The organism is Nostoc sp. JL34 (assembly GCF_017114945.1).
Taxonomy (GTDB): domain Bacteria; phylum Cyanobacteriota; class Cyanobacteriia; order Cyanobacteriales; family Nostocaceae; genus Nostoc.
This window is the reverse complement of sequence record NZ_JABXKQ010000055.1, coordinates 1-25,502: the sequence shown is the minus strand read 5'-3', so window position 1 is coordinate 25,502 and position 25,502 is coordinate 1. Positions and strand designations below refer to the sequence as shown.

The 25,502-nt window shown below is 42.2% G+C and carries 24 protein-coding genes and 3 pseudogenes; 13 read left to right on the top strand and 14 right to left on the bottom strand.

The features are described from left to right. Positions 1-256: 256 nt before the first annotated feature. A complete protein-coding gene (locus HWQ44_RS11255; protein ID WP_292718453.1) occupies positions 257-1,306 on the bottom strand; it encodes a sugar transferase in 1,050 nt (349 codons plus the stop codon). Positions 1,307-1,505: 199 nt separating this feature from the next. Between HWQ44_RS11255 and HWQ44_RS11250 the strand changes: the two genes are divergently transcribed. Then, complete coding sequence (locus HWQ44_RS11250; RefSeq protein WP_292718451.1) at positions 1,506-2,303, top strand: 7-carboxy-7-deazaguanine synthase QueE; 798 nt, start codon at positions 1,506-1,508, stop codon at positions 2,301-2,303. Between the two features lie 279 nt (positions 2,304-2,582). On the opposite strand, the gene HWQ44_RS11245 is transcribed toward HWQ44_RS11250, so the two are convergent. After that, positions 2,583-3,227: a DUF3318 domain-containing protein gene (locus tag HWQ44_RS11245; protein WP_292718449.1), complete on the bottom strand. Its 645-nt coding sequence runs from the start codon at positions 3,225-3,227 to the stop codon at positions 2,583-2,585. Between the two features lie 78 nt (positions 3,228-3,305). Further along, entirely contained in the window at positions 3,306-3,863 is a 558-nt protein-coding gene (locus tag HWQ44_RS11240; RefSeq protein ID WP_292718447.1) for a hypothetical protein, read from the bottom strand. A 625-nt stretch (positions 3,864-4,488) separates the two neighbouring features. Between HWQ44_RS11240 and HWQ44_RS11235 the strand changes: the two genes are divergently transcribed. The 5 genes from HWQ44_RS11235 (at position 4,489) to HWQ44_RS11215 (ending at position 8,737) form a co-directional block, all read left to right on the top strand. Next, complete coding sequence (locus HWQ44_RS11235) at positions 4,489-5,568, top strand: amino acid ABC transporter substrate-binding protein (RefSeq protein WP_292718445.1); 1,080 nt, start codon at positions 4,489-4,491, stop codon at positions 5,566-5,568. A 57-nt stretch (positions 5,569-5,625) separates the two neighbouring features. Continuing rightward, complete coding sequence (locus HWQ44_RS11230; RefSeq protein ID WP_292718443.1) at positions 5,626-6,552, top strand: ABC transporter permease subunit; 927 nt, start codon at positions 5,626-5,628, stop codon at positions 6,550-6,552. Positions 6,553-6,566: 14 nt separating this feature from the next. Continuing rightward, entirely contained in the window at positions 6,567-6,779 is a 213-nt protein-coding gene (locus HWQ44_RS11225) for a hypothetical protein (protein WP_292718441.1), read from the top strand. After that, a complete protein-coding gene (locus tag HWQ44_RS11220) occupies positions 6,776-7,927 on the top strand; it encodes an amino acid ABC transporter permease (protein ID WP_292718440.1) in 1,152 nt (383 codons plus the stop codon). The genes HWQ44_RS11225 and HWQ44_RS11220 overlap by 4 nt, the downstream gene beginning before the upstream one ends. 69 nt (positions 7,928-7,996) lie before the next feature. Continuing rightward, positions 7,997-8,737 carry an amino acid ABC transporter ATP-binding protein gene (locus tag HWQ44_RS11215; RefSeq protein WP_292718439.1) on the top strand — a complete coding sequence of 247 codons (741 nt, stop codon included), beginning with the start codon at positions 7,997-7,999 and terminating at the stop codon, positions 8,735-8,737. Between the two features lie 45 nt (positions 8,738-8,782). Here HWQ44_RS11215 and HWQ44_RS11210 read toward each other — a convergent pair whose 3' ends face one another. Next, positions 8,783-9,601 (bottom strand): methyltransferase domain-containing protein, encoded by an 819-nt coding sequence (locus HWQ44_RS11210; protein ID WP_292718437.1) that lies wholly within the window; start codon positions 9,599-9,601, stop codon positions 8,783-8,785. A gap of 103 nt (positions 9,602-9,704) precedes the next feature. On the opposite strand from HWQ44_RS11210, the gene HWQ44_RS11205 reads away from it, so the two are divergent. Next, positions 9,705-10,586, top strand: a complete 882-nt coding sequence (locus HWQ44_RS11205; RefSeq protein WP_292718435.1) for a LysR family transcriptional regulator — start codon at positions 9,705-9,707, stop codon at positions 10,584-10,586. A gap of 17 nt (positions 10,587-10,603) precedes the next feature. Here the strand turns inward: HWQ44_RS11205 and HWQ44_RS11200 are convergent, their stop codons facing one another. Then, the gene (locus HWQ44_RS11200; RefSeq protein ID WP_292718433.1) at positions 10,604-10,966 is read right to left on the bottom strand and encodes a hypothetical protein; all 363 of its coding nucleotides are present in this window, start codon (positions 10,964-10,966) and stop codon (positions 10,604-10,606) included. A gap of 229 nt (positions 10,967-11,195) precedes the next feature. On the opposite strand from HWQ44_RS11200, the gene HWQ44_RS11195 reads away from it, so the two are divergent. Together HWQ44_RS11195 and HWQ44_RS11190 are read left to right on the top strand one after the other, a co-directional pair. Next, a complete protein-coding gene (locus HWQ44_RS11195) occupies positions 11,196-12,197 on the top strand; it encodes a hypothetical protein (RefSeq protein WP_292718431.1) in 1,002 nt (333 codons plus the stop codon). Beyond that, positions 12,194-12,406 carry a hypothetical protein gene (locus HWQ44_RS11190; protein ID WP_292718429.1) on the top strand — a complete coding sequence of 71 codons (213 nt, stop codon included), beginning with the start codon at positions 12,194-12,196 and terminating at the stop codon, positions 12,404-12,406. The genes HWQ44_RS11195 and HWQ44_RS11190 overlap by 4 nt, the downstream gene beginning before the upstream one ends. Positions 12,407-12,511: 105 nt before the next feature. On the opposite strand, the gene HWQ44_RS11185 is transcribed toward HWQ44_RS11190, so the two are convergent. The 9 genes from HWQ44_RS11185 to HWQ44_RS11145 all read right to left on the bottom strand — a co-directional run bounded on the left by HWQ44_RS11185 (position 12,512) and on the right by HWQ44_RS11145 (position 19,752). Continuing rightward, the gene (locus HWQ44_RS11185; RefSeq protein ID WP_292718455.1) at positions 12,512-12,757 is read right to left on the bottom strand and encodes an AbrB/MazE/SpoVT family DNA-binding domain-containing protein; all 246 of its coding nucleotides are present in this window, start codon (positions 12,755-12,757) and stop codon (positions 12,512-12,514) included. A 154-nt stretch (positions 12,758-12,911) separates the two neighbouring features. After that, a complete protein-coding gene (locus HWQ44_RS11180) occupies positions 12,912-14,315 on the bottom strand; it encodes a ferredoxin:protochlorophyllide reductase (ATP-dependent) subunit N (RefSeq protein WP_292718428.1) in 1,404 nt (467 codons plus the stop codon). Positions 14,316-14,491: 176 nt separating this feature from the next. Further along, positions 14,492-15,280 (bottom strand): DUF5331 domain-containing protein, encoded by a 789-nt coding sequence (locus HWQ44_RS11175; RefSeq protein ID WP_292718426.1) that lies wholly within the window; start codon positions 15,278-15,280, stop codon positions 14,492-14,494. A 32-nt stretch (positions 15,281-15,312) separates the two neighbouring features. Further along, entirely contained in the window at positions 15,313-16,179 is an 867-nt protein-coding gene (gene bchL, locus HWQ44_RS11170) for a ferredoxin:protochlorophyllide reductase (ATP-dependent) iron-sulfur ATP-binding protein (RefSeq protein ID WP_012410753.1), read from the bottom strand. Between the two features lie 1,005 nt (positions 16,180-17,184). Next, positions 17,185-17,439: a TIGR02450 family Trp-rich protein gene (locus HWQ44_RS11165; RefSeq protein ID WP_292718425.1), complete on the bottom strand. Its 255-nt coding sequence runs from the start codon at positions 17,437-17,439 to the stop codon at positions 17,185-17,187. A 136-nt stretch (positions 17,440-17,575) separates the two neighbouring features. After that, the gene (locus HWQ44_RS11160) at positions 17,576-17,959 is read right to left on the bottom strand and encodes a hypothetical protein (RefSeq protein ID WP_292718423.1); all 384 of its coding nucleotides are present in this window, start codon (positions 17,957-17,959) and stop codon (positions 17,576-17,578) included. After that, complete coding sequence (locus HWQ44_RS11155; protein WP_292718421.1) at positions 17,943-18,170, bottom strand: hypothetical protein; 228 nt, start codon at positions 18,168-18,170, stop codon at positions 17,943-17,945. The genes HWQ44_RS11160 and HWQ44_RS11155 overlap by 17 nt, the downstream gene beginning before the upstream one ends. A gap of 43 nt (positions 18,171-18,213) precedes the next feature. After that, positions 18,214-19,209, bottom strand: a complete 996-nt coding sequence (gene tilS / locus HWQ44_RS11150; protein ID WP_292718419.1) for a tRNA lysidine(34) synthetase TilS — start codon at positions 19,207-19,209, stop codon at positions 18,214-18,216. A 189-nt stretch (positions 19,210-19,398) separates the two neighbouring features. Then, positions 19,399-19,752, bottom strand: a complete 354-nt coding sequence (locus HWQ44_RS11145; RefSeq protein WP_292718417.1) for a KGK domain-containing protein — start codon at positions 19,750-19,752, stop codon at positions 19,399-19,401. A 398-nt stretch (positions 19,753-20,150) separates the two neighbouring features. Here HWQ44_RS11145 and HWQ44_RS11140 point away from each other — a divergent pair. The 4 genes and pseudogenes from HWQ44_RS11140 to nrdJ all read left to right on the top strand — a co-directional run. Further along, positions 20,151-20,411 (top strand): annotated as a pseudogene (locus HWQ44_RS11140) (ribonucleoside-triphosphate reductase, adenosylcobalamin-dependent); the annotation flags it as partial. Positions 20,412-21,083: 672 nt separating this feature from the next. Beyond that, the gene (ltrA, locus tag HWQ44_RS11135) at positions 21,084-22,922 is read left to right on the top strand and encodes a group II intron reverse transcriptase/maturase (RefSeq protein ID WP_292718415.1); all 1,839 of its coding nucleotides are present in this window, start codon (positions 21,084-21,086) and stop codon (positions 22,920-22,922) included. A 93-nt stretch (positions 22,923-23,015) separates the two neighbouring features. Continuing rightward, positions 23,016-23,897 (top strand): annotated as a pseudogene (locus HWQ44_RS11130) (ribonucleoside-triphosphate reductase, adenosylcobalamin-dependent); the annotation flags it as partial. A 288-nt stretch (positions 23,898-24,185) separates the two neighbouring features. Next, positions 24,186-25,259, top strand: a pseudogene (gene nrdJ, locus HWQ44_RS11125) (ribonucleoside-triphosphate reductase, adenosylcobalamin-dependent); the annotation flags it as partial. Positions 25,260-25,502 lie beyond the last annotated feature (243 nt).

Below are 25,502 nucleotides of genomic sequence, written 5' to 3'. Positions count from 1 at the left end.
ACTGAGCTTTACCCACTTGACAAGTTTCTATTTTTCTTAACTTGACACCAATGGCGAGACGCCCACCCCACAATAAATAGTTGTACATTTTTTTATTTGGAAGTCCCTAAGTATTTAACCGAACCTGATATGACATTTGCGTGGTGTTGTATATAAGTGAACCTAAAATTTACCCAAGCCTATTTTAGGCTTGGGTGTATTTAAGAATATCGTGAGAGTTGGGAGTTACCAAAAAATTGTGAATAAGGGTAATTAGCTAAACAGCACCACTGTTTCTGTTAAACAGAATAGCTATAGTTTTGAAAATTAGCTTTAAATCGTACACCAAACTCCAATTTTTTTGATACTGCAAATCTAGGCGAATTACATCTTCAAAACTACGGACTGTAGAACGTCCATTTACTTGCCATTCACCAGTCATACCGGGTTTTACATCTAAACGTTGCCACTCCGGTACTTCATAACGTTCTACTTCATCAGGTGTAGGTGGTCTAGTACCTACTAAACTCATTTCTCCTTTGAGGACGTTCCAAAATTGGGGTAATTCATCAAGACTAGTTCGCCGTAAAAAGCGCCCTACCTTGGTAATTCTGGGGTCATTCTCATTCTTGAAAAAGGCACCTTGCACTTGATTTTTGACTTGGGATTTCTTCGCTTCCGCATCCACACACATAGAGCGGAATTTCCAAATTTCAAACCGCTTCCCCATCCAACCACAGCGGGTTTGACTAAAGAAAATGGGCCCAGGATCATTAATTTGAATAGCGATCGCAATCGGAATAAACAAAACTCCTGTAATTAATAAACCAATCACTGACCCTACAATGTCTAATAACCGTTTCATCCAAGATGCCACAGAAGGGTGAGTAGTGGGTAACGGCTCTACTTTGCGGGAAGTTGTCTTCCGATTATCTACTAAATCTTCTTGTTCTATTAACGATCCACCTTTGACAGACTCTAGGAGAAAAACCTGATCCAATCCCGTGAGTTTTAGGACTGCCATTACCTGAGGTGTTACATTCCGCAGTGTTAATGTAATCCCTTTTGCCTGAGCGTATTTAAAATTACTGACCAGGGCACCTAAACCACTACTATCCATAAAAGTAGTTTGGTGAAAATCAATGATGATTTGCTTGGGATATGAATTGGGCTGGATTAAGCCTTGGCAGGTTTGCTTAAAGCCTAAAGCCTCCAGCACGCTCAACCGCGTAGGCACCTGCACTATAGCCGTGTCGTTTATAGAATTAACTGGAAAATCGACCTCTGTCGGTTGGCTAGTCATGAAGCTTTGCACTTTCGTTGCCATGTATAATGTAATCTGCCAAACATTATTTTGTCCTACAAAAATTACTTAACCTAATATTGGAATCAGTAGTAATAAGGACTAACTGCTATTTACCGGGGCTGAGATTGGAGATCGCTAGCGACGATTCACAATAGAACAAGAAGCCAAAAAACATCCTTGCTGTTGTGCCGACGCAGCGCGATCGCGTTGCTCTCATCAAATGATTGCTAAAAATACGGTTACACCTACCGCACGCCTGATTGAGGTCTTTTCTGCCATTCAAGGGGAAGGACTGAATGTAGGGACACGTCAAATATTTATTCGTTTTGCCTTGTGTGATTTGCGCTGTCACTTTTGTGATAGTGCCCACACTTGGAATGCACCTGCTACTTGTCGGATAGAGCGATCGCCTGGATTGCGCGACTTTGAAATCCACTCTAACCCTGTCCCATTACCCATATTAATCGAATGGGTGGAACGGCAAAATCTACCTTGTCTACACGATAGCATTAGCTTAACTGGAGGCGAACCACTTCTTCATGCCACATTTTTAACCCAGTTTCTACCCCAAGTGCGAGCCATAACTGGTCTACCTATATACTTAGAAACTGGCGGACATCGCCCAGAACAACTAGCAATGATTCTCCCCTACTTAGACTCTGTAGGTATGGATTTCAAATTGCCCAGTGTTAGCGGCGAAAGTCATTGGCAAGAACATGCTAAATTTCTCCAATTATGTCATGACTCATATTTAAATGTTTTTGTCAAGATAATTGTGTCTCACAACACAGATCCCGCCGAGTTGGAACGTTCAGCTTCGTTGGTGGCAGAGGTTAATCCAGATATCTCAGTATTTTTACAACCTGTTACGCCTTTGGCAGTATCTGAACAATTTTCTCCAATACCTGTGCTTGCACCTTCAAGCGATCAAGTTTTGACCTGGCAAGCTTTAATGAAGAGGTTTGTCAAGCATGTGCGTGTGATCCCCCAGACGCATAAAATGCTGAACCAGCTGTAAAATTTGAGTTTGATAAAGATGTAGTCAAGAAAAAAGCAAGATTTTGTGAAATGCTAATTGGGCTGTTGCCGCTAATTAGCGAGGAAGCAGCCCCCTCAGTAGGCAGTCTAATTAGCTCAATCAAAAGACCACTAAGAGGTTTTACTACACAAAACCTTCCCTCTGCGAGTCGGAGACAAACTTGAACTAAAATTCAAGGCAGGGAGAGGTTCCTCAAACTCACGTTGATTTAGGTATTATGTGGGGTGGGCAATACCCACCCAACCTAATTTCTGGTTTTTACAGTGCCCCCTCATCTGGAGTTTTGGATTTAGCTTTTGCCTTATTGGCACTGCGTTTGAGGGCAGAAAGTCTTGCTTCGTATTTCGACCGTTGGCGCTTACTAGGAGTATTGTCAATCAGGGTTTTTAAGGCGCTACCAAGACTTTTGTAGGCATTGGGGAGGCTATAACCGAAACGAGTTGCCAAAGCGATCGCTTTCTCATCAGCATTGAGCAATTCTTTGAGTTGCTTTTCCCCACTATTCTTTTGGTACAGTCGCCAGCCTGACACGCCACAAAGCGACAAAGCTAACACCAGCAGCAATCCATCTTGTACCCACAATTCGCCGACAGCACCACCTAAACCAATGGCTAGTGCTGCCATTTCCCAACCATCTTTGGGAATTGTGTCATTTTGAACGCGGGCAACTTCATGCCAGAACAGCAAATTACGCTGATCCATTGCGAGGGCATCCCATTTCACCAAGTCAATTTGAATTTCTACCTGGTCTTTACCAATTTCTTCGCAGCGAACCAGGGGTGGATTGACCTCAGTTGTGCCTTCAACCGTAACCCAGCTTTGCAATTCTGGCGGTAGTAAGCCTTTCAACCGCCGTAGTTCACTCATTTCCGCTTTGGCAGAGGAGGTTGCATAGGATGTCATAATATCCAGCCCCAGAAAATTTCATGTATATAGTGAGGGTATCACTTTGGAGTATAGCTATTTAAGTGATGATCCGTCTCACTCACTAGGAAAACTTCCTCTCTTTTTTCGCGCTTCCATTGCTTTTTCTAGCAAATCTAACAATCCTGGGGCTTCTTCTTGGATACTGAGTAACAGTCTTTCCCCAAGTTCTATATTTCCCGGATCAAGACCTGTTGCCATCACTTCTTTCAGACGAGGTATGGCTATGCCATCCACAATCTGAATTAATCCACTCAGACAACGGTGAAATTGTCTTTCTGTGAGAATCGAGTCTTCTAGAGGAAACTCAATAATGGCACGGATTTCACCATCGGATGGGTCATACTCCCATTGCAACATTTTGGTTTCCCAGGAAATGGCAAGCATTGTCTGTAGGATAGCTGCCTTGTGAGGATGGTCTTGGATTCCTGCCAGAACTTGAGGGGCAAATACCCGAAAAAATTTTCCTTCTTCATCCAGTTGGACAACTATTAGGAAATCTTCTAAGTTATCAGCCTCCACACCTGTTATAATTCGGTCTTCTTCATCATCAAAACGGTAGTCCCAACCAAGTTTATCTAAATAGTTGGCAATCTGTTCGAGGTTAGCTCCCATAAAAGCCTCATAAGGAACGCGGAGCAGTTGTTATCAGACCTAGTTTAACCTGCTAGCGGTAGTTGTTTGGGTTGGTGTGGATACTTCTGATCGCATAGAAGTGTGCAAGGTGATTGAGTACTGGAGATTGGGTATTAGGTATTAGCAAAAATATCCCAGTCCCTAGTCCCTAGTCCCCAATCCCCAGTCCCTTCCCTGGGTGTTGGGCATTGAAGATAAGAAAAATAGATGATCATTCGGCGCTGTGAATGATATTTTTTGAAGGACTCTTGCTGATTATAAAAGAAGCGATAAGCACTATTTTTCAAATCTTACCCAGTGAAGGATATAGCACTAACTCGTTTAAGTTTGAATATTCTCTTCTAGGTTTAATGAGTGTATTGCTAGATCAAGGATGGTGGCAGTATTTTAAATCAAACTCGAAAGCTGAAGCCAAGTTGAGATAATTTCTACATAGCATCTGAGGATTTTGAAAATACAAGTAAAAACTTCAATTAACGCTTTGAAAAGCGAATGAATATAGCACAGAGGCTGGTACAGTTTTATATTACAAGCAACAAATTGTTTACACTGAATGATTGTAGTGAGTAATACATTTTTTATTATCTAGTAACTTATGAAGTTCATGCGTAACTCAGCTTTAATTCTAGCGATCGCACCTCTAGTCTTTGCGATCGCTGGTTGTGGTGGAAATTCAGGACAAACAGCAAGTACACCCGGCACTCCAGGCAATGCTCCACCTGCACCAGTAACTCGAAATCGTTGGGATAATATTAAAAGCCGTGGTCAGGTAATTTGCGGTGTCAGTGGTGAAGTGCCAGGGTTTAGCTTTGTGGGAACTGATGGTAAATACAGCGGTATTGATGTAGATATTTGCCGAGCGATCGCCGCAGCTTTATTTGATAAGCCAGATGCAGTAGAATTTCGCAATCTCAATTCCAAAGAGCGATTTACAGCTTTGCAAACTGGGGAAGTAGACATTCTCAGCCGCAATACTACCTGGACACTTAGTCGCGGAACCACAGTAGGTCTGGAATTTGCACCTGTGGTCTTTTATGACGGACAAGGTATAATGGTTCGCAAAAATAGCAAGATTAAGTCTCTGGCAGACCTGAAGAATAAAGCCATCTGCGTTCAAACTGGAACTACTACCGAACAGAACTTAGCAGACCAAATGCGGAAAAGGGGCATCACTTACAAACCCGTTGTCTTTGAAGACGTTAACGTTACCTTTGCTACCTATGCTGAAGGTCGTTGCGACGGCATTACAGCTGACCGTTCAGCATTAGTTTCGCGAAAAACGATTTTACCTAAACCAGAAGATAACGTGATTCTCGATGAAGTGATTTCTTCAGAACCCCTTGCACCAGCAGTGGCCAAAGGGGATGCTAAGTGGAGTGATGCTGTTAAGTGGGTGGTTTATTCTCTAGTAAAAGCCGAAGAATTGGGCATTACTTCCCAGAATGTGGGTCAGTTCGCTACTAGTAGCGACCCAGATATTAAGCGCTTTTTAGGAACCGAAGGCAATCTTGGCGAAGGACTAGCCTTAACTAACGACTTTGCAGCCAGAATAGTTAAGCACGTTGGTAACTACGCCGAAATTTACGATCGCAACCTCGGCCCTAAGACAAAACTTAATCTAGTTCGTGGTCAAAATAAACTCTGGAGTCAAGGCGGACTGCTTTATTCTCCGCCTTTCCGATAGAAGAGATGAGGGGACAATGAGAATAACTCATGCCCAATGACAAATGACAAATGACAAATGACTAATTCAAAACCGCCTATATGGCGTGATAATCGCTTTTGGCGGATTGCCTTGCAATTAGTTGCCGTATTTTTAGCAGCAGTTGTAGTAGTAATACTATGGGGCAATCTCAAGCGCAATTTGCAGCAATTGGGTATTCAGTTTGGGTTTGATTTTCTTAAGCAACAAGCATCTTTTGATATTGGCGAGACGCTGATTAGCTACAAACCCACTGACACCTACAGTCATGCTTTGTGGGTGGGGTTAATCAACTCCTTGCGGGTGGCGGTTGCAGGAATTTTTTTCACAACAATTGTAGGGGTAGGTGCTGGGATTGCCCGACTTTCTGACAACTGGTTAGTGCGGAATATCACTATGGTTTATGTGGAGATTTTCCGCAATACGCCCTTACTGCTGCAATTGCTGTTTTGGTACTTTGCTGTTTTTCTCAGTTTCCCCAAAACAGAAAATAAGATATCCCTTTGGGGTTTTATTGGCATTAGTCAGAATGGCTTAGAACTCCCTTGGTTTAACCTATCACCAGAGTTTTCAACTTTGCTGTTGGGATTAACTTTTTACACAGGTGCGTTTATTGCGGAAATTGTTCGAGGTGGGATTCAATCAGTACCGAAGGGACAATGGGAAGCAGCGCGATCGCTAGGATTAAAACCAGGGTTAGCAATGCGGTTGGTGATTTTTCCCCAAGCTTTGCGGGTAATCATTCCACCATTGACGAGTCAATATCTTAATTTGACGAAAAATACCAGTTTAGCGATCGCCATCGGCTACCCCGATATTTATTTTGTCGCCTCCACCACTTTTAACCAAACGGGGAAAGCCGTTGAAGTAATATTACTGATTATAGTCACCTATCTCACCTTGAGTTTGACCATCTCTGTAGTTATGAATTTATTCAATCACAGCGTGCAAATTAAAGAAAGATAAGGAGGATGGGGGAGATGAGGGGGATCAAGAAGCAGTTTAAGTTGAGATTTGAGCCTCTGAACTCGGAAGTTGAGCCTTTGAACTCGGAAGTTGCACCTTTGAACTCGGAAGTTGAGCCTTTGAACTCGGAAGTTGAGCCTTTGAACTCGGAAGTTGAGCCTTTGAACTCGAAAGTTGAGTTTCTGAGGTTGAACTATGAGTCTTTACAAATGACAAATGACAAATGACAAATGACAAATTAACTTGGCTACGTAAAAACCTGTTCAGTACTTGGTACAACAGCTTGTTAACTGTTGTCTGTCTGGTGTTGATATTTTGGGTAGTGAGAGGAATTCTAACTTGGGCAACAACTCAAGCACAATGGGCGGTAATTCAGGTTAATTTACGTTTATTTTTAGTTGGTAGATTTCCGCAAACGCTATATTGGCGAACTTGGATTGTGCTGGCGATCGCTTCGACTTTAAGCGCTATAACTGGGGGTGTATTCTTTGGCAAGCAACAGATAACCAAGCGCGGAATTGCTTTGTTTGCTTTCATCATCGGCATTTTGTTAGTTGTTTTACCACTAGACTTGACATCCCGCCTTTGGTTATTGTTAATTGCAGTTTTGTTATTTGTAGGTTTTTGGCTTGGAGGAAAGTTTACTAAAGTACTAACTCCTTGGCTTTCTCTATTATGGTTATTGTCTTTCCCGATAATTTTATGGTTAATTGGTGGTGGATTGGGATTGCAATCTGTATCCACAAATTTGTGGAATGGTTTGCTACTTACTCTCCTAATGGCAATAGTCAGTATTGTGCTTTCCTTTCCCATTGGAGTTTTACTTGCTTTAGGGCGTACAAGTGATTTACCCGTAGTCCGTTGGTTTTCTATCCTGTACATTGAAATTGTCAGAGGAGTGCCACTGATTGGGATTCTGTTCCTCGCTCAAGTAATGCTGCCATTATTTCTATCAGCAGATGTGCGTTTAGATCGGGTATTACGAGCAATTGCTGGATTGGTTTTATTTAGTGCTGCATATATGGCAGAAAATGTGCGAGGTGGACTCCAATCAGTTCCTCGTGGGCAAATTGAAGCTGCGAAAGCGCTAGGATTAAATACAGCCTTGGTGATTTTATTAATCGTCTTACCTCAAGCCTTGCGTGCCGTTATTCCTGCGATCGTTGGTCAGTTTATCGGCTTATTTAAAGACACTTCATTATTATCTTTGGTGGGATTAGTAGAACTCACAGGTATTGCTCGTTCCATATTGGCACAACCACAGTTTATCGGTCGCTATGCAGAAGTTTATCTGTTTATTGGATTTATTTACTGGATATTTTGTTACTGCATGTCATTAGCTTCTCGGCGCTTAGAGAGACAGTTGAGTCATTAGTCATTAGTCATTCGTCATTAGTCATTTGTCATTATAAAAATAATATTCATTATTCGGAATTTAAATATTATGTCAGAGATACAATCAATAATTGTTGCTGAAGATGTTCACAAGTGGTATGGTAAATTCCACGTTCTTCAGGGTGTGAGCTTGACAGTCAATCGTGGAGAAGTCGTAGTGTTGATGGGGCCATCTGGTTCAGGTAAATCTACCTTTATCCGCACATTTAACGCTTTAGAAGAATACCAAAAGGGAAGAATTGAAATCGACGGCATTACCCTCAGCCATGACTTGCGAAATATTGAAACGATTCGCCGAGAAGTGGGAATGGTATTTCAGCAGTTCAATTTATTTCCTCATCTCACAGTGCTGCAAAATATCTCTTTAGCACCAATTTGGGTACGGCGATCGCCAAAGGCAAAAGCTGAAGAATTGGCAATGCAACTATTAGAAAGAGTGGGAATTTTAGAACAGGCACAAAAATATCCAGGACAGTTGTCTGGTGGACAACAGCAACGAGTAGCGATCGCTCGTGCTTTAGCCATGCAACCTAAAATTATGCTGTTTGACGAACCCACCTCAGCCTTAGATCCAGAAATGGTACGCGAAGTTTTGGATGTAATGCGAGGTCTTGCCCATGATGGGATGACAATGGTAGTCGTTACCCACGAAGTTGGATTCGCTCGTGAAGTCGCCGACCGAGTTATTTTAATGGATAGCGGTTCTCTCGTCGAGTCAGCTACCCCTGACGCATTTTTCAGCAACCCCAAAGAAGAAAGAACACGCAAGTTTTTGTCACAAATTCTCTAAAACTAACAAACAGCATCCAATTTTCTTCATGAAACCACCTTGTAATCAATAAATCTTTTGTCCCACAACTTCACACCAAGCTTGAGCAAAAAATCCATCTGGGTGCTGACTCCATTCTCGCAAAGCATGGCTCATTGCTGTCAGCGTAGGCGTAGCCCGTTGCAGGCATCGCTCATCAGTCCACTCCTCCCCGACAGCTTGATCGACCTTTGCAGAAGCCTCAATTAGCAGCGCCAAATATTCTGTAGCCTCACTCAGCGGCTCATAACATTGATAAGAAGCCGAAGCTTTGATATTAGTAAACCCACTTTGGCGCAGCAGGGCACGTAACTCTCTACCTACGTAAGGATTACCAGAATTTTGCTGCTGAAGCCACTTGTAATAAGAAAATGCTTTGTCGAGTTCTGGTGTATACGGTGCAATCAAAAACCCACCCCAGTCAGGACTACGAAGCCCAACAATTCCCCCCGGTTTCAAAACTCGCCACAGTTCCCGTAACGCCTGCGCCGGTTCTTGAAGATGCTCAAACAGCGCATGGGAAAAGATTGCATCAAAGGAATTATCTGGGAAGGATAAAGCATAAATATTCCCCTCCAGAAAATTAGCATTACTGACACCTTGGGTGAAAGCACTCTCAGCAGCTATCCGAATTTGAGACGCTTCTGTGTCAATACCTGTAATCGTACTAGGGGCAATGACTTTTGCTAAACCTAAAGCGATCGTCCCAGGGCCACAGCCACAATCTAACAATTTCATTCCTGGACGTAAATAAGGCTTGAAAAACGCACCATGAGTATCTAAGCTGCGTTTTGCCATAAAATTCGTCGCATTACTCGAATAGCCTGGAGTATACTTTTCCTGCATTGCTCTGATTCCCTGCAATATTTGTATGAATATCATAAGCAGGTACTTTTCAGATGTCCAATATATATTTAAATAAAATTAAAACTTATAAAATATCAAAAAAATGGAACTGCGACATCTGCGCTACTTTATTGCTGTCGCTGAAGAACTGCACTTCAGTAGAGCCGCCGAGCGACTGCACATCGCTCAACCGCCCTTAAGCCAGCAAATTCAGCAACTAGAGGCGCAATTGGGGGTAGAACTGTTTCAGCGTAAAACCAAGCGACAGGTGCAACTAACGGAAGCGGGGCAAGTTTTTTTGCAAGAAGCTTATCAACTTTTGGCTCAACTGGAAAAAGCAATTGAGCTAACCCAAAAAATAGGAAGAGGTGAAAAAGGACTACTGCGAATTGGGTTTACCAGTTTGGTAACTTATGATTTGCTTCCTGTGATTTTGCGGCGGTTTCGAGAACAGTTTCCAGAAGTAGAGTTGATTTTGAACGAATTAACCACAACTCAGCAGGAGCAAGCGCTACAAGAACGTCGCATCCATGTAGGCTTTGCCCATCCACCCTTAGAAGACAACACACTCAATCAAGAGTGCATTCAGCAAGAACCTTTAATTGTGGCTATGTTGGAAACTCATCCCTTAGCTGAACAAGAAAAGATTTCAGTGCGATCGCTAGTAAACGAAAACTTTACCATGTTCCCTCGCCATTTGGGTCCCGGACTTTACGACCAGATCGTAAGTCTTTGTCAGCAAGGAAATTTCAGCCCCAAAGTGACTCAAGAAGCGATTCAGATGCAGACAATTATCGGGTTGGTTTCAGCGGGAATGGGGATTGCGATCGCACCATCTTCATTGCAAAATCTTCAGAGGGCTGGTGTAGTTTATCGCACTCTGGAGGAGAAAACACCATTAGTAGAAACGGCTGTAGTGTGGCGGGAAGAAGATATGACACCTGTACTAAAGGAATTTCTGCAAGTTATCAGGAGTATCTGTTGAGATACGGGCCATTGTTATTAATTGAGGGCAGGTTTAAAACCACGTTCAACAGCCACTTTTAAGGCTCTTGCTTTACTTACTAAGCCACGTCGGTAGACCTGCATGAGTTCATCTAGTTGACGAACTTCTGCATCATTAAGCTGTCCCTCTCGGTGACGCGCTTGCAAGTCACTGAAAACCTCTTGCTGCTGAGTTTCCATTTGCATATCGCACATAGCCAAAACCTGCTCATCCGGTAATGACTCCACAGGTAGTTCGGTAATGGCACGGTCAATCCATTCTAGTAATACATCTTCAAGCCGCCGATGTGTGAAAGCAGCGATTTCCTTTGCTTTTTGTGCCAATGTTTCAGGGAGTTGAAGGGTGACAATTTCAGCCATTTTCTACCTGCTTGCTTTTACTTATGATTGTATCTGCGATCGCTCTGCATCTTCTGGTTAAAAAATAGCCGCGCCCAATTCATTAAACAGATTACAACTCGAACCAGAAATATTTAAATTCTTATACACTAATAGCACTGTGGTAATACTGAGAGTGGTGCAAATACTTGGTGTGTTCTCGGAAGTCACCGCTCATTATCTCATTTGGAAATATAAGGAATCGAGATATATGCCAAAATCTATTCTCATTATTGCGGATACTGCTGATACTCACGCTGATGCTATCGAGAGTGTTCTTAAAGACAAAAACCAACTTATATATCGATTGAACCTTGATAAAGAGGCTTTGTCGAAAACGTCTTTTTCCTATAGAGATAATAATACAACTATTTATACTCATCAGGGTAGAATTACCACTTGTGAGATAGGTGCAATATGGGTTCGTAAAGGTTTTGTTGAGTTGTCACTTGAGGAGCGTGAATCCGAAACTATTGATGAAATAATTTGGCGGAATGAATGGAACCGCTCACTTCTTGGTTTGTATCATGCTCTTTCTCAACATCCTTGGATATCGCCTTTACCCTTAGTAATAAAGGCTGACAATAAGCTATATCAGTGGTCTGTAGCTAGAGAAATTGGTTTAAAAGTGCCAGCTACATTAACATCAAATATTAAGCAAGAAATTGAAGATTTTTGTAACTTATATGGTGGTCAGGTAGCATTTAAATTACTCCATCAAGATATTTATAGAAACGAACAGCAGAAGGTTGTTGGCTTTTACACTAATAAGATTAGCCTAGATGATTTAGCTCAATTTACAGAGACTGGAGAGAATCCCATAACAGTTCAACAATATATTGAAAAAGCTTATGAAGTAAGATGGACTATTGTTAGTAGTAGACATTTTCTATGCAGAATTGAATCGCAACTCTCAGACTCAACAAAGGTAGATTGGCGACGTTATGATTTGCCAAGAACTCCACACTACTCTATGGAACCTCCTGAACTTGTGAGGCTACAGGTAGACAAACTTATGGAAGTAATGGGTCTAGAGTATGGTGCGCTAGACTTTATTGTGACACCATTGGGTGAATGGTATTTTTTGGAAGTCAACTCTATCGGACAGTGGCTTTGGATAGAGGATCTTACTGGTCTTCCAATTACTACTGCACTAGCTGATTCACTTTGCTTGCTTAACCAAACCTATTCTTTGAAGGAAAATCCTGTATGAAAGTGTTCGCAACTCGTTTCTTGGAACCTATGAAGGGAGAAGATGATATACCACCAGTAGATAGTTGGTCTTGGCAACCTGCTAACCCTGATATAAAGAACATTTATGCTAGTGGTGGCCCAACGAAAAGTCAAGAATCTACCTATGCTGGTGAAAGGGATAATCGCTCAGATACTGACCGTCCTAATGAAGGTTATTTGGTAGTTTAATTAATTTGGGTTAATTTTAGTCAAGCAACTACTTTTAACCCTTATTAAGTGGGTTTTACCTCTTCATCTCAATAATTTTATTTTTTAAAGGAAGCCCCTGATCACTTATTCCTCTACACCTTGGCGAATTACATTGTCCATATCCTCAAGAGTTTTAGGTTTTCCTTGATATTTTAAACAACCTGCTACATCATCTAATTTGGTTTCTGGAAGAAGTTTCTTAGGCTTTAAAAGAATTCCATCACCCATATCGACAATAATAAATTCTTGACCTAATTCCCATTGATGAGCTTCCCGCAAAGATTGGGGAATAATTACTTGTCCTTGGGGAGACAATTTTGTAATTTCTATTAACTTAAGAAGTAAAAAACTAAGAGTAATATAAAAATTTTAGCATTTTTGATTATCACCATTTCTCCTCTTCCTCTGCGGTTCGTAAAAAAAGGCGAACCCAAAAGTTCGCCCCTAACATACTATTATGCTGTTGCTCAATCCAAACCCAAATTTAAATCTTTGCTTCTTCTCTCACCAACTTATCCCAGCCCAAATCTTTCAAATTATTATTCCGACGCAACGGACGAGTCACCAACTCTAACATGTCACGTGCATTCGTAAAGCCGTGAATTTGAGCAAAAGTGAACTCCACAGACCACTTTGTATTAATACCGCGTGCTTCCAATGGGTTAGCGTGAGCCATACCAGTAATTACCAAATCTGGTTTCAACTCATAAATCCGTTGAAGTTGATTGTAATTATCCGGCTTCTCTACAATCCTTGGCAGAGGTGAATTCATTTCCTGGCAAGTTTTCTCCAGCAATGCCAACTCAGCAGCTTGATAGCGCTTATCCATGTATGGAATGCCGATTTCGTGAACAGTCATCCCACAACGGATTAAGAATCTTGCTTGGGAAACTTCCAACAAGTTATCACCCATGAAGAATACAGATTTACCGCGAATCAGTTTGACGTAATCTTCCAAGCCGGCCCAAATTTGTGCTTCCCGTTCATCCAAACCCTTGGGAGTTATACCAAACACCGAGCAGATTTTCTCAATCCAAGCGCGGGTGCCATCGGGGCCAATGGGGAAGGGTGCGCCAATGAGTTTACATTTGCGGCGACGCATTAAGGTGGTAGCTGTGCGGCTGAGGAACGGGTTGACACCAGCGACATAATACCCTTCTTCCAGTACTGGCAATTCTGTGAAGCGCTTCGCGGGTAGCCAGCCGGAAACTTTGATGCCTTGTTTCTTCAGTTCCAAGGTTAACTGAGTAACCACGGGGTCGGGAAGGGAGCCAAAGAGAACCAGTGGTGGATGATCTACGTACTCAGACTCATCTTGGGCGACATCTTCTTTCTTTTTACCAAAGTTGAGCAATTTTGCGATCGCATTTCGTTCAATTTTCTCTGTTTCCGCCACTGGAGACTTATCAGGACAACGGTTAGCCATTGCTGCTAATACGGTGTCTTCCCCTTGGGTAAAAGCGTAATCTAGACCATTTGCCCGCGCGACAACGATGGGAATCCCAATTTCAGATTCTAGTTTCGGTGCTAAACCTTCCAAATCTGTTTTGATAATTTCGGTGGTGCAAGTGCCAATCCAGACAATTACACTAGGATTGCGATCGCGTTTTATCTGCAAGCATAACCGCTTTAACTCTTCATAATCACTCAGTTGTGCGGAAATATCGCCCTCTTCCAACTCTGCCATTGCATAGCGGGGTTCAGCAAAAATCATCACCCCCATCGCATTTTGCAGGAAGTAGCCACAAGTTTTTGTCCCAATCACCAAAAAGAAGCTATCTTCAATTTTTTGGTATAACCACGCCACGCAGCTAATTGGACAAAAAGTATGGTAATTCCCAGTTTCACATTCAAAGCTTAAAGCTTCTGGTTGTTGAGCAACAGTCATTTTGGTTTTTTCTCCCCTTGATATTTAATGGCAGTTCAACCAATTTCAGATTTTAGATTGATAATTTTGGATTAAAGGCTGGGACAACAAAAGTATCCTCTGTCTAACGACAATTTCCCTAATTCCTCATCCAAAACCCCAAATCTAAAACTTAAAATTGTGAGGAACGGCAATAATTAAGCGTTGGGGAAGAGACGGGCAATTTCTGATTCATCAAAAACGCCTGCTGGCAGTTCTTCCCCTAAAAAATCGTTATTTTCTTCAGCCTTTTGCAAAGCTGTTTCATCACCCCAGACATCTGATAACACGTCTTTAAACGCATTCTCGTCTAGTGGACTATCTTCAAGCGCCTCGTCTTCATCCAGCTTTACTTCCATTGCAGCTGTTGAATCGAAAGCAATTTCCCCAAACTCATCTGCTTCTAAACTAGAGATTTGGAGAGACTCATCTTCTGAGTTGTGTCCGTTGGTTAAGGAAATATCGCCAAAGCCATTTTCCGTTTCCTCCAACTCGCCAATCCCCAGACTTTCATTATCAGAATCCAGGATTGCGAACTCTTGAACTACCGCTACCGCTGCAAAGCCATTTGTATGAGAATGTGTCAATGTTTCATCTTCAGGCTTTTCGTCAACGATAGCTGCTGCTTCTTCTACGTATCTCTCTACTTCTGGGTTGCCGACAAAGCGATTACCGAGAGCTAAATCTGGGTCAAAATGCAAATCCAGCACCTCAATTAGGGTATCGGCGTCAGGATTAAGTTTGGCAAAGGGCAACATTAACTGCGCTAGCTTTGGCTCTAGGGCGTTAAGAACTCCCAGGATGAGGTAAGAAGGTGGTCGCTTTCCGCCATCAGGGGTGTACACTGATTCCACTTGCATGTGCAGGGTAATCCAGTCGCGATTATTCTGGAAAAATTGCAACCACTTTTGCTTTATTGAATCCGTAAAGCTGTTAAAGAATGCCATGTTATTGTCCCCCATCCTGAGAACTTGGTGATTTATACAATCATCAAGTCTAGTTCCTCTTCTGAATTAGGAACCTGGGGTTTACCCGGATTTAGATAAAAATCGGACAACAAAGAGAACAACTCCCGATCTGGTGTGTCGTTAGGTACAACACCTTCGGGACGCGCCAAAATTTGGTCGGCGATGTTGAGATAGTAGTCGCAAACGTAGTCTAGGGAAGGATCTTGCTCTGCCATCTCAAACAAAGTCTTCCCTTTCACACGGGAAACACGGATATCTTCAATCAAAGGTAAAACTTCCAAAACTGGCATGGGCACAGCTTCTATATATTTTTCAATCAAGTCGCGCTTGGAGGTGCGGTTGCCAATTAACCCAGCTAAACGCAGTGGGTGAGTTCGGGCTTTTTCGCGGACTGAAGCAGCAATCCGATTAGCTGCAAACAAAGCATCAAAGCCGTTGTCTGTAACAATCAGGCAGTAATCTGCATAGTTGAGTGGTGCTGCAAAACCACCGCAAACTACGTCACCCAGAACGTCAAAGAGAATTACATCGTACTCATCAAAGGCGTTGAGTTCTTTAAGTAATTTCACAGTTTCACCGACTACGTAGCCGCCACATCCAGCACCCGCAGGTGGCCCACCAGCTTCTACGCAATCAACACCGCCGTAGCCTTTATAAATTACATCTTCTGGCCAGACATCTTCGTAGTGATAGTCCTTTTCTTGGAGAGTGTCGATAATTGTCGGAATCAAAAACCCAGTCAGGGTAAAGGTACTGTCATGTTTGGGGTCGCAACCAATTTGCAGCACTTTCTTGCCACGTTTAGCTAGGGCGACTGATATGTTACAGCTAGTTGTGGATTTGCCGATACCACCTTTTCCGTAGACTGCTAGTTTCACTGTTGTTTGCCTCTTATAGCTTTTTGTCAAACTTGTGGCTCAAACATTTGCCTTCACCTGTCCTGAGATGGCGATGCGTGAGGTATGTGAATGTCATTATTGTGCAAATTACATAGAAAAGAAAGTGGCTCTTAATCTGTAAAACGGTCTAATATCACGTTTTAAAACTTAATTAACTCTATTTGGGCTTTTATCAATCTCAAAGACTTTAATAGGTCTAAAAACAGTCAATAAAAAGTTTTTATTACTTATTTTTATAAAATTAGTTACAAAATAAAAAAACCTATAATTGGCTTTTTTGAATGGTTTTCATAGAATTAGCTGATGTTCTGACAACGTGTTTTCAGGGTATTGGGACGTAGGGTCAAGGGTAAACAGAGGTATATACAGCCTGATGCTGGAAATACTACTGGAATTTGCGTTAGCGTAGCTCACCGAAGGTATCGCAGATAAATTGGCAGTTTTCAGTCGGTAGTCACAACCATTTAATTGCTGCTTGAGAGTAAGTTAGTGTGATTTTGTAAAAAATTATTAAATTTCCAGATATTGTCTAAGATGATTAAAATATTTCGGCTGCCGCAAGTGTTGGAGGCGGCAGCACACTAATGGGCATTCCCAGTCATAGACTAGGGGACTTGCAAATAAAAAAATATCCAATTAACTCTTGTGGGGTGGGCGTCTCGCCATTGGTGTCAAGTTAAGCTCAAACTTCCTATGTCAATAAGCATTTAGGCTTAAAAATTCGGTTTTCAAGGGACAAAAAACGAACTTTTTCATGGACTATTAATGCTTTGTTTATTAGCATCACTCCCAGCTTGCGTATAAAAGTCAGAAAAAAGTTCACCTTTATACTTCCTTCCTAACAAAACCTATCGTTGACAAATGGGTTTTAACCTTAAGTTGACACTAATGGCGTCTCGCCCGCCCGTAGTCGAAGGCGGGCGAGACGCCCACCCCACAATATTGGATAATTTATTTCTTGCAGTTACCTAGGAAAAAGGCAAATCAGGACACTTCAGTTTCAAGTCCGTGGATTTCCTGTAATGTTTGCCAGCCAGCTTGCCACTGCGAGTTATCTTGTAATAATTTGGCATTTATCCAAAAACGGACTTTAGGATCACAAGCTGCAACCATTTCGGCGTAAACCCACTTAGTCTGATTTTTCCGATTGACTACTTGGAAGTGCCTCCAGCCATCAACTTTTTGCTGTGCCGTCCACTTAGAACCAACTAGGTAAGGAAATTTTTGTTTTTTAGTCATTTGTTATTAGTCAGTCATTTGTCATTTGTCATTTGTCATTGGGTATGGGTTATTCTCCTTGTCCTCTTAGTTCCCAATCCCCATTACCCCTTATCCCCAGAGGAGACTCCACCTTCCCCAATTCCCAGCTAACCAGCTAAGATGCCACCAAATCGCCATTACGGGTAAACTTCTGACAATGCAACTCACTATCTTGCTGGACACATAGCGAAAACCATCTAATATGGCTCCAGCAGGTGTTGATATTGTTGTTAATTTTGCGCTTTTTCTTGGAAAGGCGTTGTCTTACGACTTCGTTAGGGCAAAGAATTTCTAACGTACCCGTACCATCTTCGTAATTGACGATACGAAATAGACAGTCTTGCAACATAGCACGGCTACTGCTGTCGAAGAACCGCTTAAACCGCTGTAGCTTTTCCCCTTCAGTCATTTGGCTGGTGGGTTTTATTTTCAATAAATCCTCATCCTCAAAGTCAAAGTCATCATCTTCAAAGTCGTAGGGGTCAATCATTTTCAGCATCCACTAGGCGACCTGCGATTATGGTAACTCTGTGTGGGGGTAAGGGAATGAGAATTAAAAATGATATTTGCGATCGCAATTCTTGGCGGGTTGTGAAAACTAGCGATCGCATAGATATTATCAAAAGACAGGAAATTGAATTTGTAAGTGAGTCTAACTTACACTGGACTGATACAGTTTTCAGATGCAATCGCAAATCCCCAATTCCCATTACTTCTTATCCCCAGAGGGGGCCCCACCATCCCCAATCCCATTTATTTAAAAGAGATCCAGTCGCCTTCTACTTGAGCGATCACACCACCAGGAAATGGATCAGTTTGCGATCGGTTGGGCGCTATAATTAAAGCCGTTAATTTTTCGATATGTTCAAAACTGGGGGCATCAGTCAGTATTTGCTGCAATACCTGACGCATCACCCGACGTTGCAACGCCAATGGTGCTTTCTGCAATACCTGACGATTTAACCGTAAGGGAAGAATAGAAGTAAGAGAATCTTCTTCATACCCCATGCCCAATGCCCGATCCCGCAACTCTTGGGCAGCTTTTTCCAGATATTCCACTTCCGCTTGCAGAAGTTCTGCTGTTTGGGCTAAGGCTGATTCTACTTTAGGGTTGAAATTATCTCGCAAATATGGTATTAACTCTTGGCGAATACGGTTGCGGGCATATTGCAAATCTTGATTGGTGGAATCTTCCCAAATTGGTAATTTAAACTCTTGACAAAATTGCTCTGTTTGTATTCGAGTGATTTCTAAAAGTGGACGCACTAGCATAATTTCTGTAGTTAGAGGGCGTCGCCAAGTTAGGGCTTGTAAGCCATCAGCACCAGTACCGCGAATTAAATTGTAAATGAGAGTTTCGGCGCGATCGCTTGCGGTGTGTCCTGTAACTATATATTGATAATTATTTACCTGAGCGATCGCACTTAAAGCTTGATAGCGCCAATCGCGTGCAGTAGCTTCACTATTTACAGGTTTATTTGCTGTTTCTAAATAAAACGATATACCCCAAGTTTTAGCTAAGTTTTCGACGTGGTTAGCATTAGCCTCCGAGTCAGAACGCCAACGATGATCGCAGTGAGCGATACCTAAATGCCATCCCCATTTTGATTTTAAATCTAAAAGTAATTTCATTAAGCACAGAGAATCTTGTCCGCCAGAGACAGCGATTAATAGCCGCTGGTTGCGCTCAAATAAGTGGCGCGAGCGGATGGTGCGATGTATTTTTGCATGTAGGGCAGTCCATACCATTTTGTTTTTTCAGCGCACACGGACACAGATAATTTTCTATTACAGCACTTTGCAAGTAAATAAAGTACACATCTTAATATGATAATTCTTGTGGAGTGGGCAAGATGCCCGCCCTTGTGTACTTCATTGAGATGAAATGTGCTGTATATCGGTGTATATCAACGTGCATGAACAGTTACAATTTTGGTATTAGTTTTCACCCTCTTTGAGTTGCTGCCGAAGGTCATCGAGCGGAGAGCTTTCCTGTATGATGTCTAATCGATTATCTTCTTGTTTGTCTTCGATTTCAGTTTCATCAGGGCAAAATTCTAGGCGAACTCTAATTTTACCTGTTCGCCATTGTTGACCAGGGATTAAAACATAACATTCAAATCCTTCCCCAAATACTCTTGACCCTGACGATGGACAGTGTTTTTCCCAAATTTTCTTGACTTCCTTTAATAACTGAAACACTATTTGAGTGCAGGGTAAATTTTCAAATACTTCTTGGTGAAAATGCACAACATCATCATCAGGATTTAGACGTTCCCATTCATCATTCATAATCAATTTCCTGTAACTAAATTTATAGTTCCCAAGAGATTGGAATTAATTGTTTGGATTTGACTGACAGCCGCAACTTATTTAACTATCACTGCTAGTTGGGGGAAACTAATGAAGAGTCCTGAGTACAGTTAGCGGTAGCGGAGCGTTAAGTAGTGATAATCAGCCTGAAGATGGGGTGATAGAGATAATTTACTTAAAACAGATAGTGCTAATTAAAACTTAGTATCTATCTCTTACCCAAGGGTAGGAGATATTATACATCATAAATTTCTGTTGTAATTAGTGCCGAGTAGAGGTAGCGTAAAGTGGACAATTTGACAATCTTTAATACTCAAACTACTTGGCGTATAGTCATAATCTGTCCGCACGCAACAAGAACGCAAGACACTTGATATATGGTTCAGAATCTCGAAAGAACACGCCAGAGTGCAAGGTTTCCAGAAACTGCACCGGCTGCTAATCCCGTATTTTTTAGAACCTATAGCCGCCGGACAAAGGCGGGACTAAGGGAAACATGGGATGAGGTATGCGATCGCACTATACTCGGCTTAGTCGAGTTGGGAAAGCTAACTCAAGAAGAAGCTGCCACACTGGATAAGATGCAGCGTAACTTGAAAGCTATGCCCAGTGGACGCTGGCTATGGGTTGGTGGTGTGTGATTCGTTGAGTCGAAACTGGCTATAGGAAACGCTTTTCGGCTATTCTGTAGCCTTGGGATGACTCTCTAGGTTCTTAGAAATCCGTTACAAATACCCAAGCGGATAACCGAATAAGTAATGTACGGATATCCGAACCTTGATAACTGTATAGCCTTATAGGTGATGTGATTATCCATCACAAAGTCCTATCCTCCAAGCGTGGGAGTGAAAGCATTTCCCCTACCTAGCGACTGGTTATCAAAGGGTAAAGCGGGGAAAAACGCTGGTAAAACCAAACCATGAGGTGAATCCCAGCAAGCAAGAGTGCATGGACAACGAAAGTGAAGATACGTCTGAACAGTCGTAATCCATTAAGCAGCGAAAAGAATGGTTGATACGCTGCGGTCAAAAAGACACTGAGACACATAGGAACCCGAAAGTACCGCCATAAAGGTCACGCTTTTCTGTCTCCGGCTGAGTAGTATCGTCCTAAACACTCAAACAAAAGGTTATACGGAACGAAGTAATCTTGTCTGTGGCTCTCTAAGAGGTCGATTTTAGAGTAGGAACCAATCCGCAAGCCCTAACAAGAAGAGATGGAATCAGAAGCAAATGCCTACCTGTAATGGGTATGGATACGCTGACAGATTCCCGATGATTTGGAAGATAGAGTTTTAACAAGCAATGTAAATGACTAAAACACGGAAAAATCCGATGGTGGTATGGACACAAGTGAACTGGCGCAAGCTAGAACGCACAGTGTTTAAGTTGCAAAAGAGAATCTATCAAGCCTCTCAAAGGGGAGATGTCAAAGCAGTGCGTAAATTGCAAAAGACTCTTCTAAATTCCTGGTCTGCCAAAATGCTTGCAGTGCGTAAAGTAACTCAAGATAACCAAGGTAAGAACACTGCCGGAATAGATGGGAAAAAGGCATTAACGCCTAAAGCCCGGTTTGAGGTAGTGGAAGCACTAGAACTAAACCATAAATCCGCACCTACCCGTAGAGTATGGATTCCCAAGCCTGGGAAAACAGAAAAACGACACGGCAGTCGCTCCAACGGGGGGAACCCCCGCAACACGCTGCCTGCTTTGGGTATCCCGACGATTACCGAACGAGCAAAACAAGCACTTGTGAAACTAGCTTTGGAACCCGAATGGGAAGCCAAGTTTGAGCCTAACAGCTATGGATTCCGCCCTGGCAGAAGTTGTATGGATGCTATTGAGGGTGTCAAAGTGGCAATTAAGCAAAAGAGCAAATATGTTCTAGATGCCGACATTGCGAAATGTTTTGACAAGATCAACCATAAGAAACTGTTGAATAAAATCAATACGTTTCCAAAACTCCGCAGACAGATTAAAGCATGGCTTAAATCTGGTGTTTATGATAGCGGAACATGGTTTCCAACTGATAAAGGAACCCCTCAAGGTGGTGTAATTTCACCACTATTAGCAAACATCGCTTTACACGGAATGGAAAAGATTGTCAAGGAATTTGCCCGAACCCTTCCAGGGAAAAAGGACAATAACGAGAAGGAAATCACCTTAGTCAGATATGCCGATGATTTTGTCATCCTACATCCCAAATTGGATGTACTTATGAGGGCTAAAGCACTGATTGAGGAATTCCTTAATGATATTGGTTTAGAACTTAGACCAGAAAAAACTCGTATAACCCACACCTTGGAAAAAATGAGTGAAGAAACCCCCGGTTTGGACTTCCTTGGCTTTAATATCCGTCAATACCCAGTAGGAAAGTACGCAACAGGTAAAAACACACATGGAAAACCACTAGGCTACAAAACATACATTAAGCCAAGTAAAGAGGCTGTTAAAGCTCACTACCAAAGGTTAGCTAACGAAATTGATAATTTAAAATCTTGTCAATCGCAACTTGAGCTAATCAAGCGTCTAAACCCAATCATCACTGGATGGAGTAACTATTACTCTAAAGTCAACAGTGCTGAAATCTTTAAAGAGCTAGACCATCTTCTGACATGGAAGCTAATTGCATGGACTAAAGCTAGACATCTTCACAAATCTACAAAACGGTGGATTAGGAAATATTTTGGCACTAAAGATGGGTCATCTTGGGTATTCCGGTCAATTACAGATAACAAGAGTTTATATCTTGTATATCACGGTGATTTCCATATCCAGAAATTCGTCAAAGTAAAAGGGGAAGTCAGCCCGTATAATGGCGACCTAACCTATTGGGCTACCCGCATGGGTAAAAGTGCCGAATTACCTACTAGAGTCTCCAAACTGCTGAAAAAGCAGAATGGAAAATGCACAGAATGTAGTCTTCACTTCAGAGATGGAGATGTAATGGAAGTAGATCATATTCTCTCCCGATCTAAAGGTGGAAAGGATACTTACGGAAATTACCAACTACTACATAGACACTGCCATGACATCAAAACCAAACGAGACGGTACTCATGACAAGAGCCAAATCATTGAGGAGCCGTGTGATGCGAAAGTATCACGCACGGTTCTGAAGCCGAGTCACATTGGCGACAATGTGGCTTAGGGTAATACAGACTGGATAACCAAGCCAAAGAACTTTTCCGGGGCATATAATTGCACTTCTACCAATCTCGAAGACTGGAGTGCCTTCGGCTTAATGATGGATCTAGCAATGATGGGCTGTGGCACTGGAGCAGTCCTAGAACCACAATTTATAAACCAGTTGCCCCCCATCCGTAATCAACTAAATGTCACTGTAAAAGGTGAAATTGGCAGCACTCCTGTTCAACAACGACGTGAATATACTGAAACTCATATAGAAGGCAATAACGTCACTATTCACGTTGGAGATAGCCGTGAAGGTTGGGTTGAATCATATCAAGCCTTATTAGAACTCTCTACTGATGAACACTTTTCAGCAGAAGTTGAAGTATTCGTTGATATCAGCGATGTCCGAAAAGCAGGAGAAACTCTCAACGGCTTTGGAGGAGTTGCAAATCCGGTGAAATTGCCCGGACTTTATCAGCGTTGTGCTTCTATTCTGAATAAAGCTGTGGGAAGACAATTAAATTCAGTTGAATGCTGTCTGTTAATTGATCAAGCTGCTGTAACAATTGTTGCAGGTAATATCCGAAGAAGCGCGGGTATGCGTCAGTTTGATTCTGGAGATGACTTAGCAGCCACCGCCAAAGATAACTTATGGCAGCAAGATGAAAATGGCAATTGGCGAATCGATCCAGAGCGGGATGCACTCAGGATGGCAAATCATACCAGAGTTTTTCACCGCAAACCGACCTTAGAAGAATGTGTTGGTGCTGTCGGCAAACAATATTATAGTGGCGAGGGAGCGATTCAATGGGCTGGTGAAGCTGTAGCGCGATCAAATATTGATTTACTGCCAACACAATCTCTAAAAGTTAGTTTTTTGCAAGCTTATGAACAAGGAACAGCAAAAGAGTGGTTAAAAGAACGTTATCCAAATCTGGATGCTAATGAGCTAGAACATCGTTTAGCTCGTTATGGGCTAAATCCGTGTGGTAATTGATTTTGCCTCACGTTAAAAACCTCGCAAAAACGGGGAAAGCTGAGATGCTAATCCCGTGGTAATCAAAGGAAGTAAAAAGTCTTTGACACCGTACAGCGTAGAGAGTGAAACTAGATTACATCCGAAATTGGTATCTAGAATATAATCTCTCCAAGAGTGCGGGGGCGGATGTGAAAAACACTTTTATTATCTAATTTCACATCTGCAAAAGGTACGCGGAGCTACTGCAAATAATCAAGCAGTAGAACTAGGGGATAAAAAGCCTCTAGGGTAACAAATCTGGAAATCATCGGCTCTAATTTCCACTGTAATTTGTCAGAGGTTCACCTTAATCAAATTGATCCACATAACTACAAAGAACAAGAGGAAGCTTTCACTGCTGGGGCACTATCTGTAGCAGCACTTTTAAATCACAAATTCCTGGAACCACGCTATCAATACAGCCGTGAATTAGACCCAATTGTGGGAGTTTCTTTTACAGGTTTATTTGATTTCTTTGTCCATGCTTTTGGTGTTAATTGGCTGCGCTGGTGGGAAGAAGGAAGACCAGCAACTCCACAAGGATTAGCTTTCAAGCGTGAGGAAGAGAAATACCTCAGTTCTTGGAGAGATATTGTACATCGGGTAGTTTGGGATTATTGCGATCGCCACAATCTCAAACGTCCAAATCGTTGCACCACAGTTCAACCTAGTGGCACTAAAGCTTTATTAACCAATGCTAGTTCAGGATGGCATCCCCCGAAAGCGCAAAGATTTATTCGCCGCATCACTTTTGGCAAAAATGACCCAGTAGCCTTAGCTTGTATTGACTATGGTTACAACGTCATTCCTTCTCAATCAGATAAAGATGAACAAGGTAATTTGCTCAATGATCCTTTTGATCCACGGGTGAGTGAGTGGCTAGTAGAAATTCCTGTTTCTGTATCTTGGGCTGATTTACAAGGGGCTGATAAAATTGATGTTTCTAAGTTTTCAGTCTTAGCCCAATTTGATTTTGTCCTCCAGGTTCAACGTTGGTACGTGACTCATAACACATCAGCTACTTTGGAACTTCGCTCTGATGAAATAGAAAGCCTTGGACAGCGCATCTACGAAACTATCCAGAATGATGAGGGATATATTTCAGCAGCTCTTTTAGCCCGTTTTGACGATCTGCAATCATTCCCACGTTTGCCGTTTGAACCAATAGATAAATCCACCTATGATCGCTTGAATCAAGAGGTGAAAGTACGGCGGAAAACAGATGATTTCTGTGCAGTGCTAAGTCGCTACGATTCAGGCGAAATGACAGAGGCTGGCCCTAGTGGTTGTGATTCTGATAAGTGTATGTTTCCCGATCAGCAACCAAGCTCATAAGGCGAAATGACTCAGGACTGGGGACTACAGGGAGCAAGGGAGAAGAATTTTCCCCTCTGCCCCCTCCCCCTACTCCTCTGACTCTTTTCAATGCCCAATGCCCAACATCGCTCAACACGTTACGATCAATTAAGAAGTAATAATTTTTTACGATAGTGCCAGGAGTCTCTTAATGTTCATTGATGAATTGTCACCTATATTCAGAGAATTTACTCAGCATCCAGTCTCATTTGTGGGTGGGTT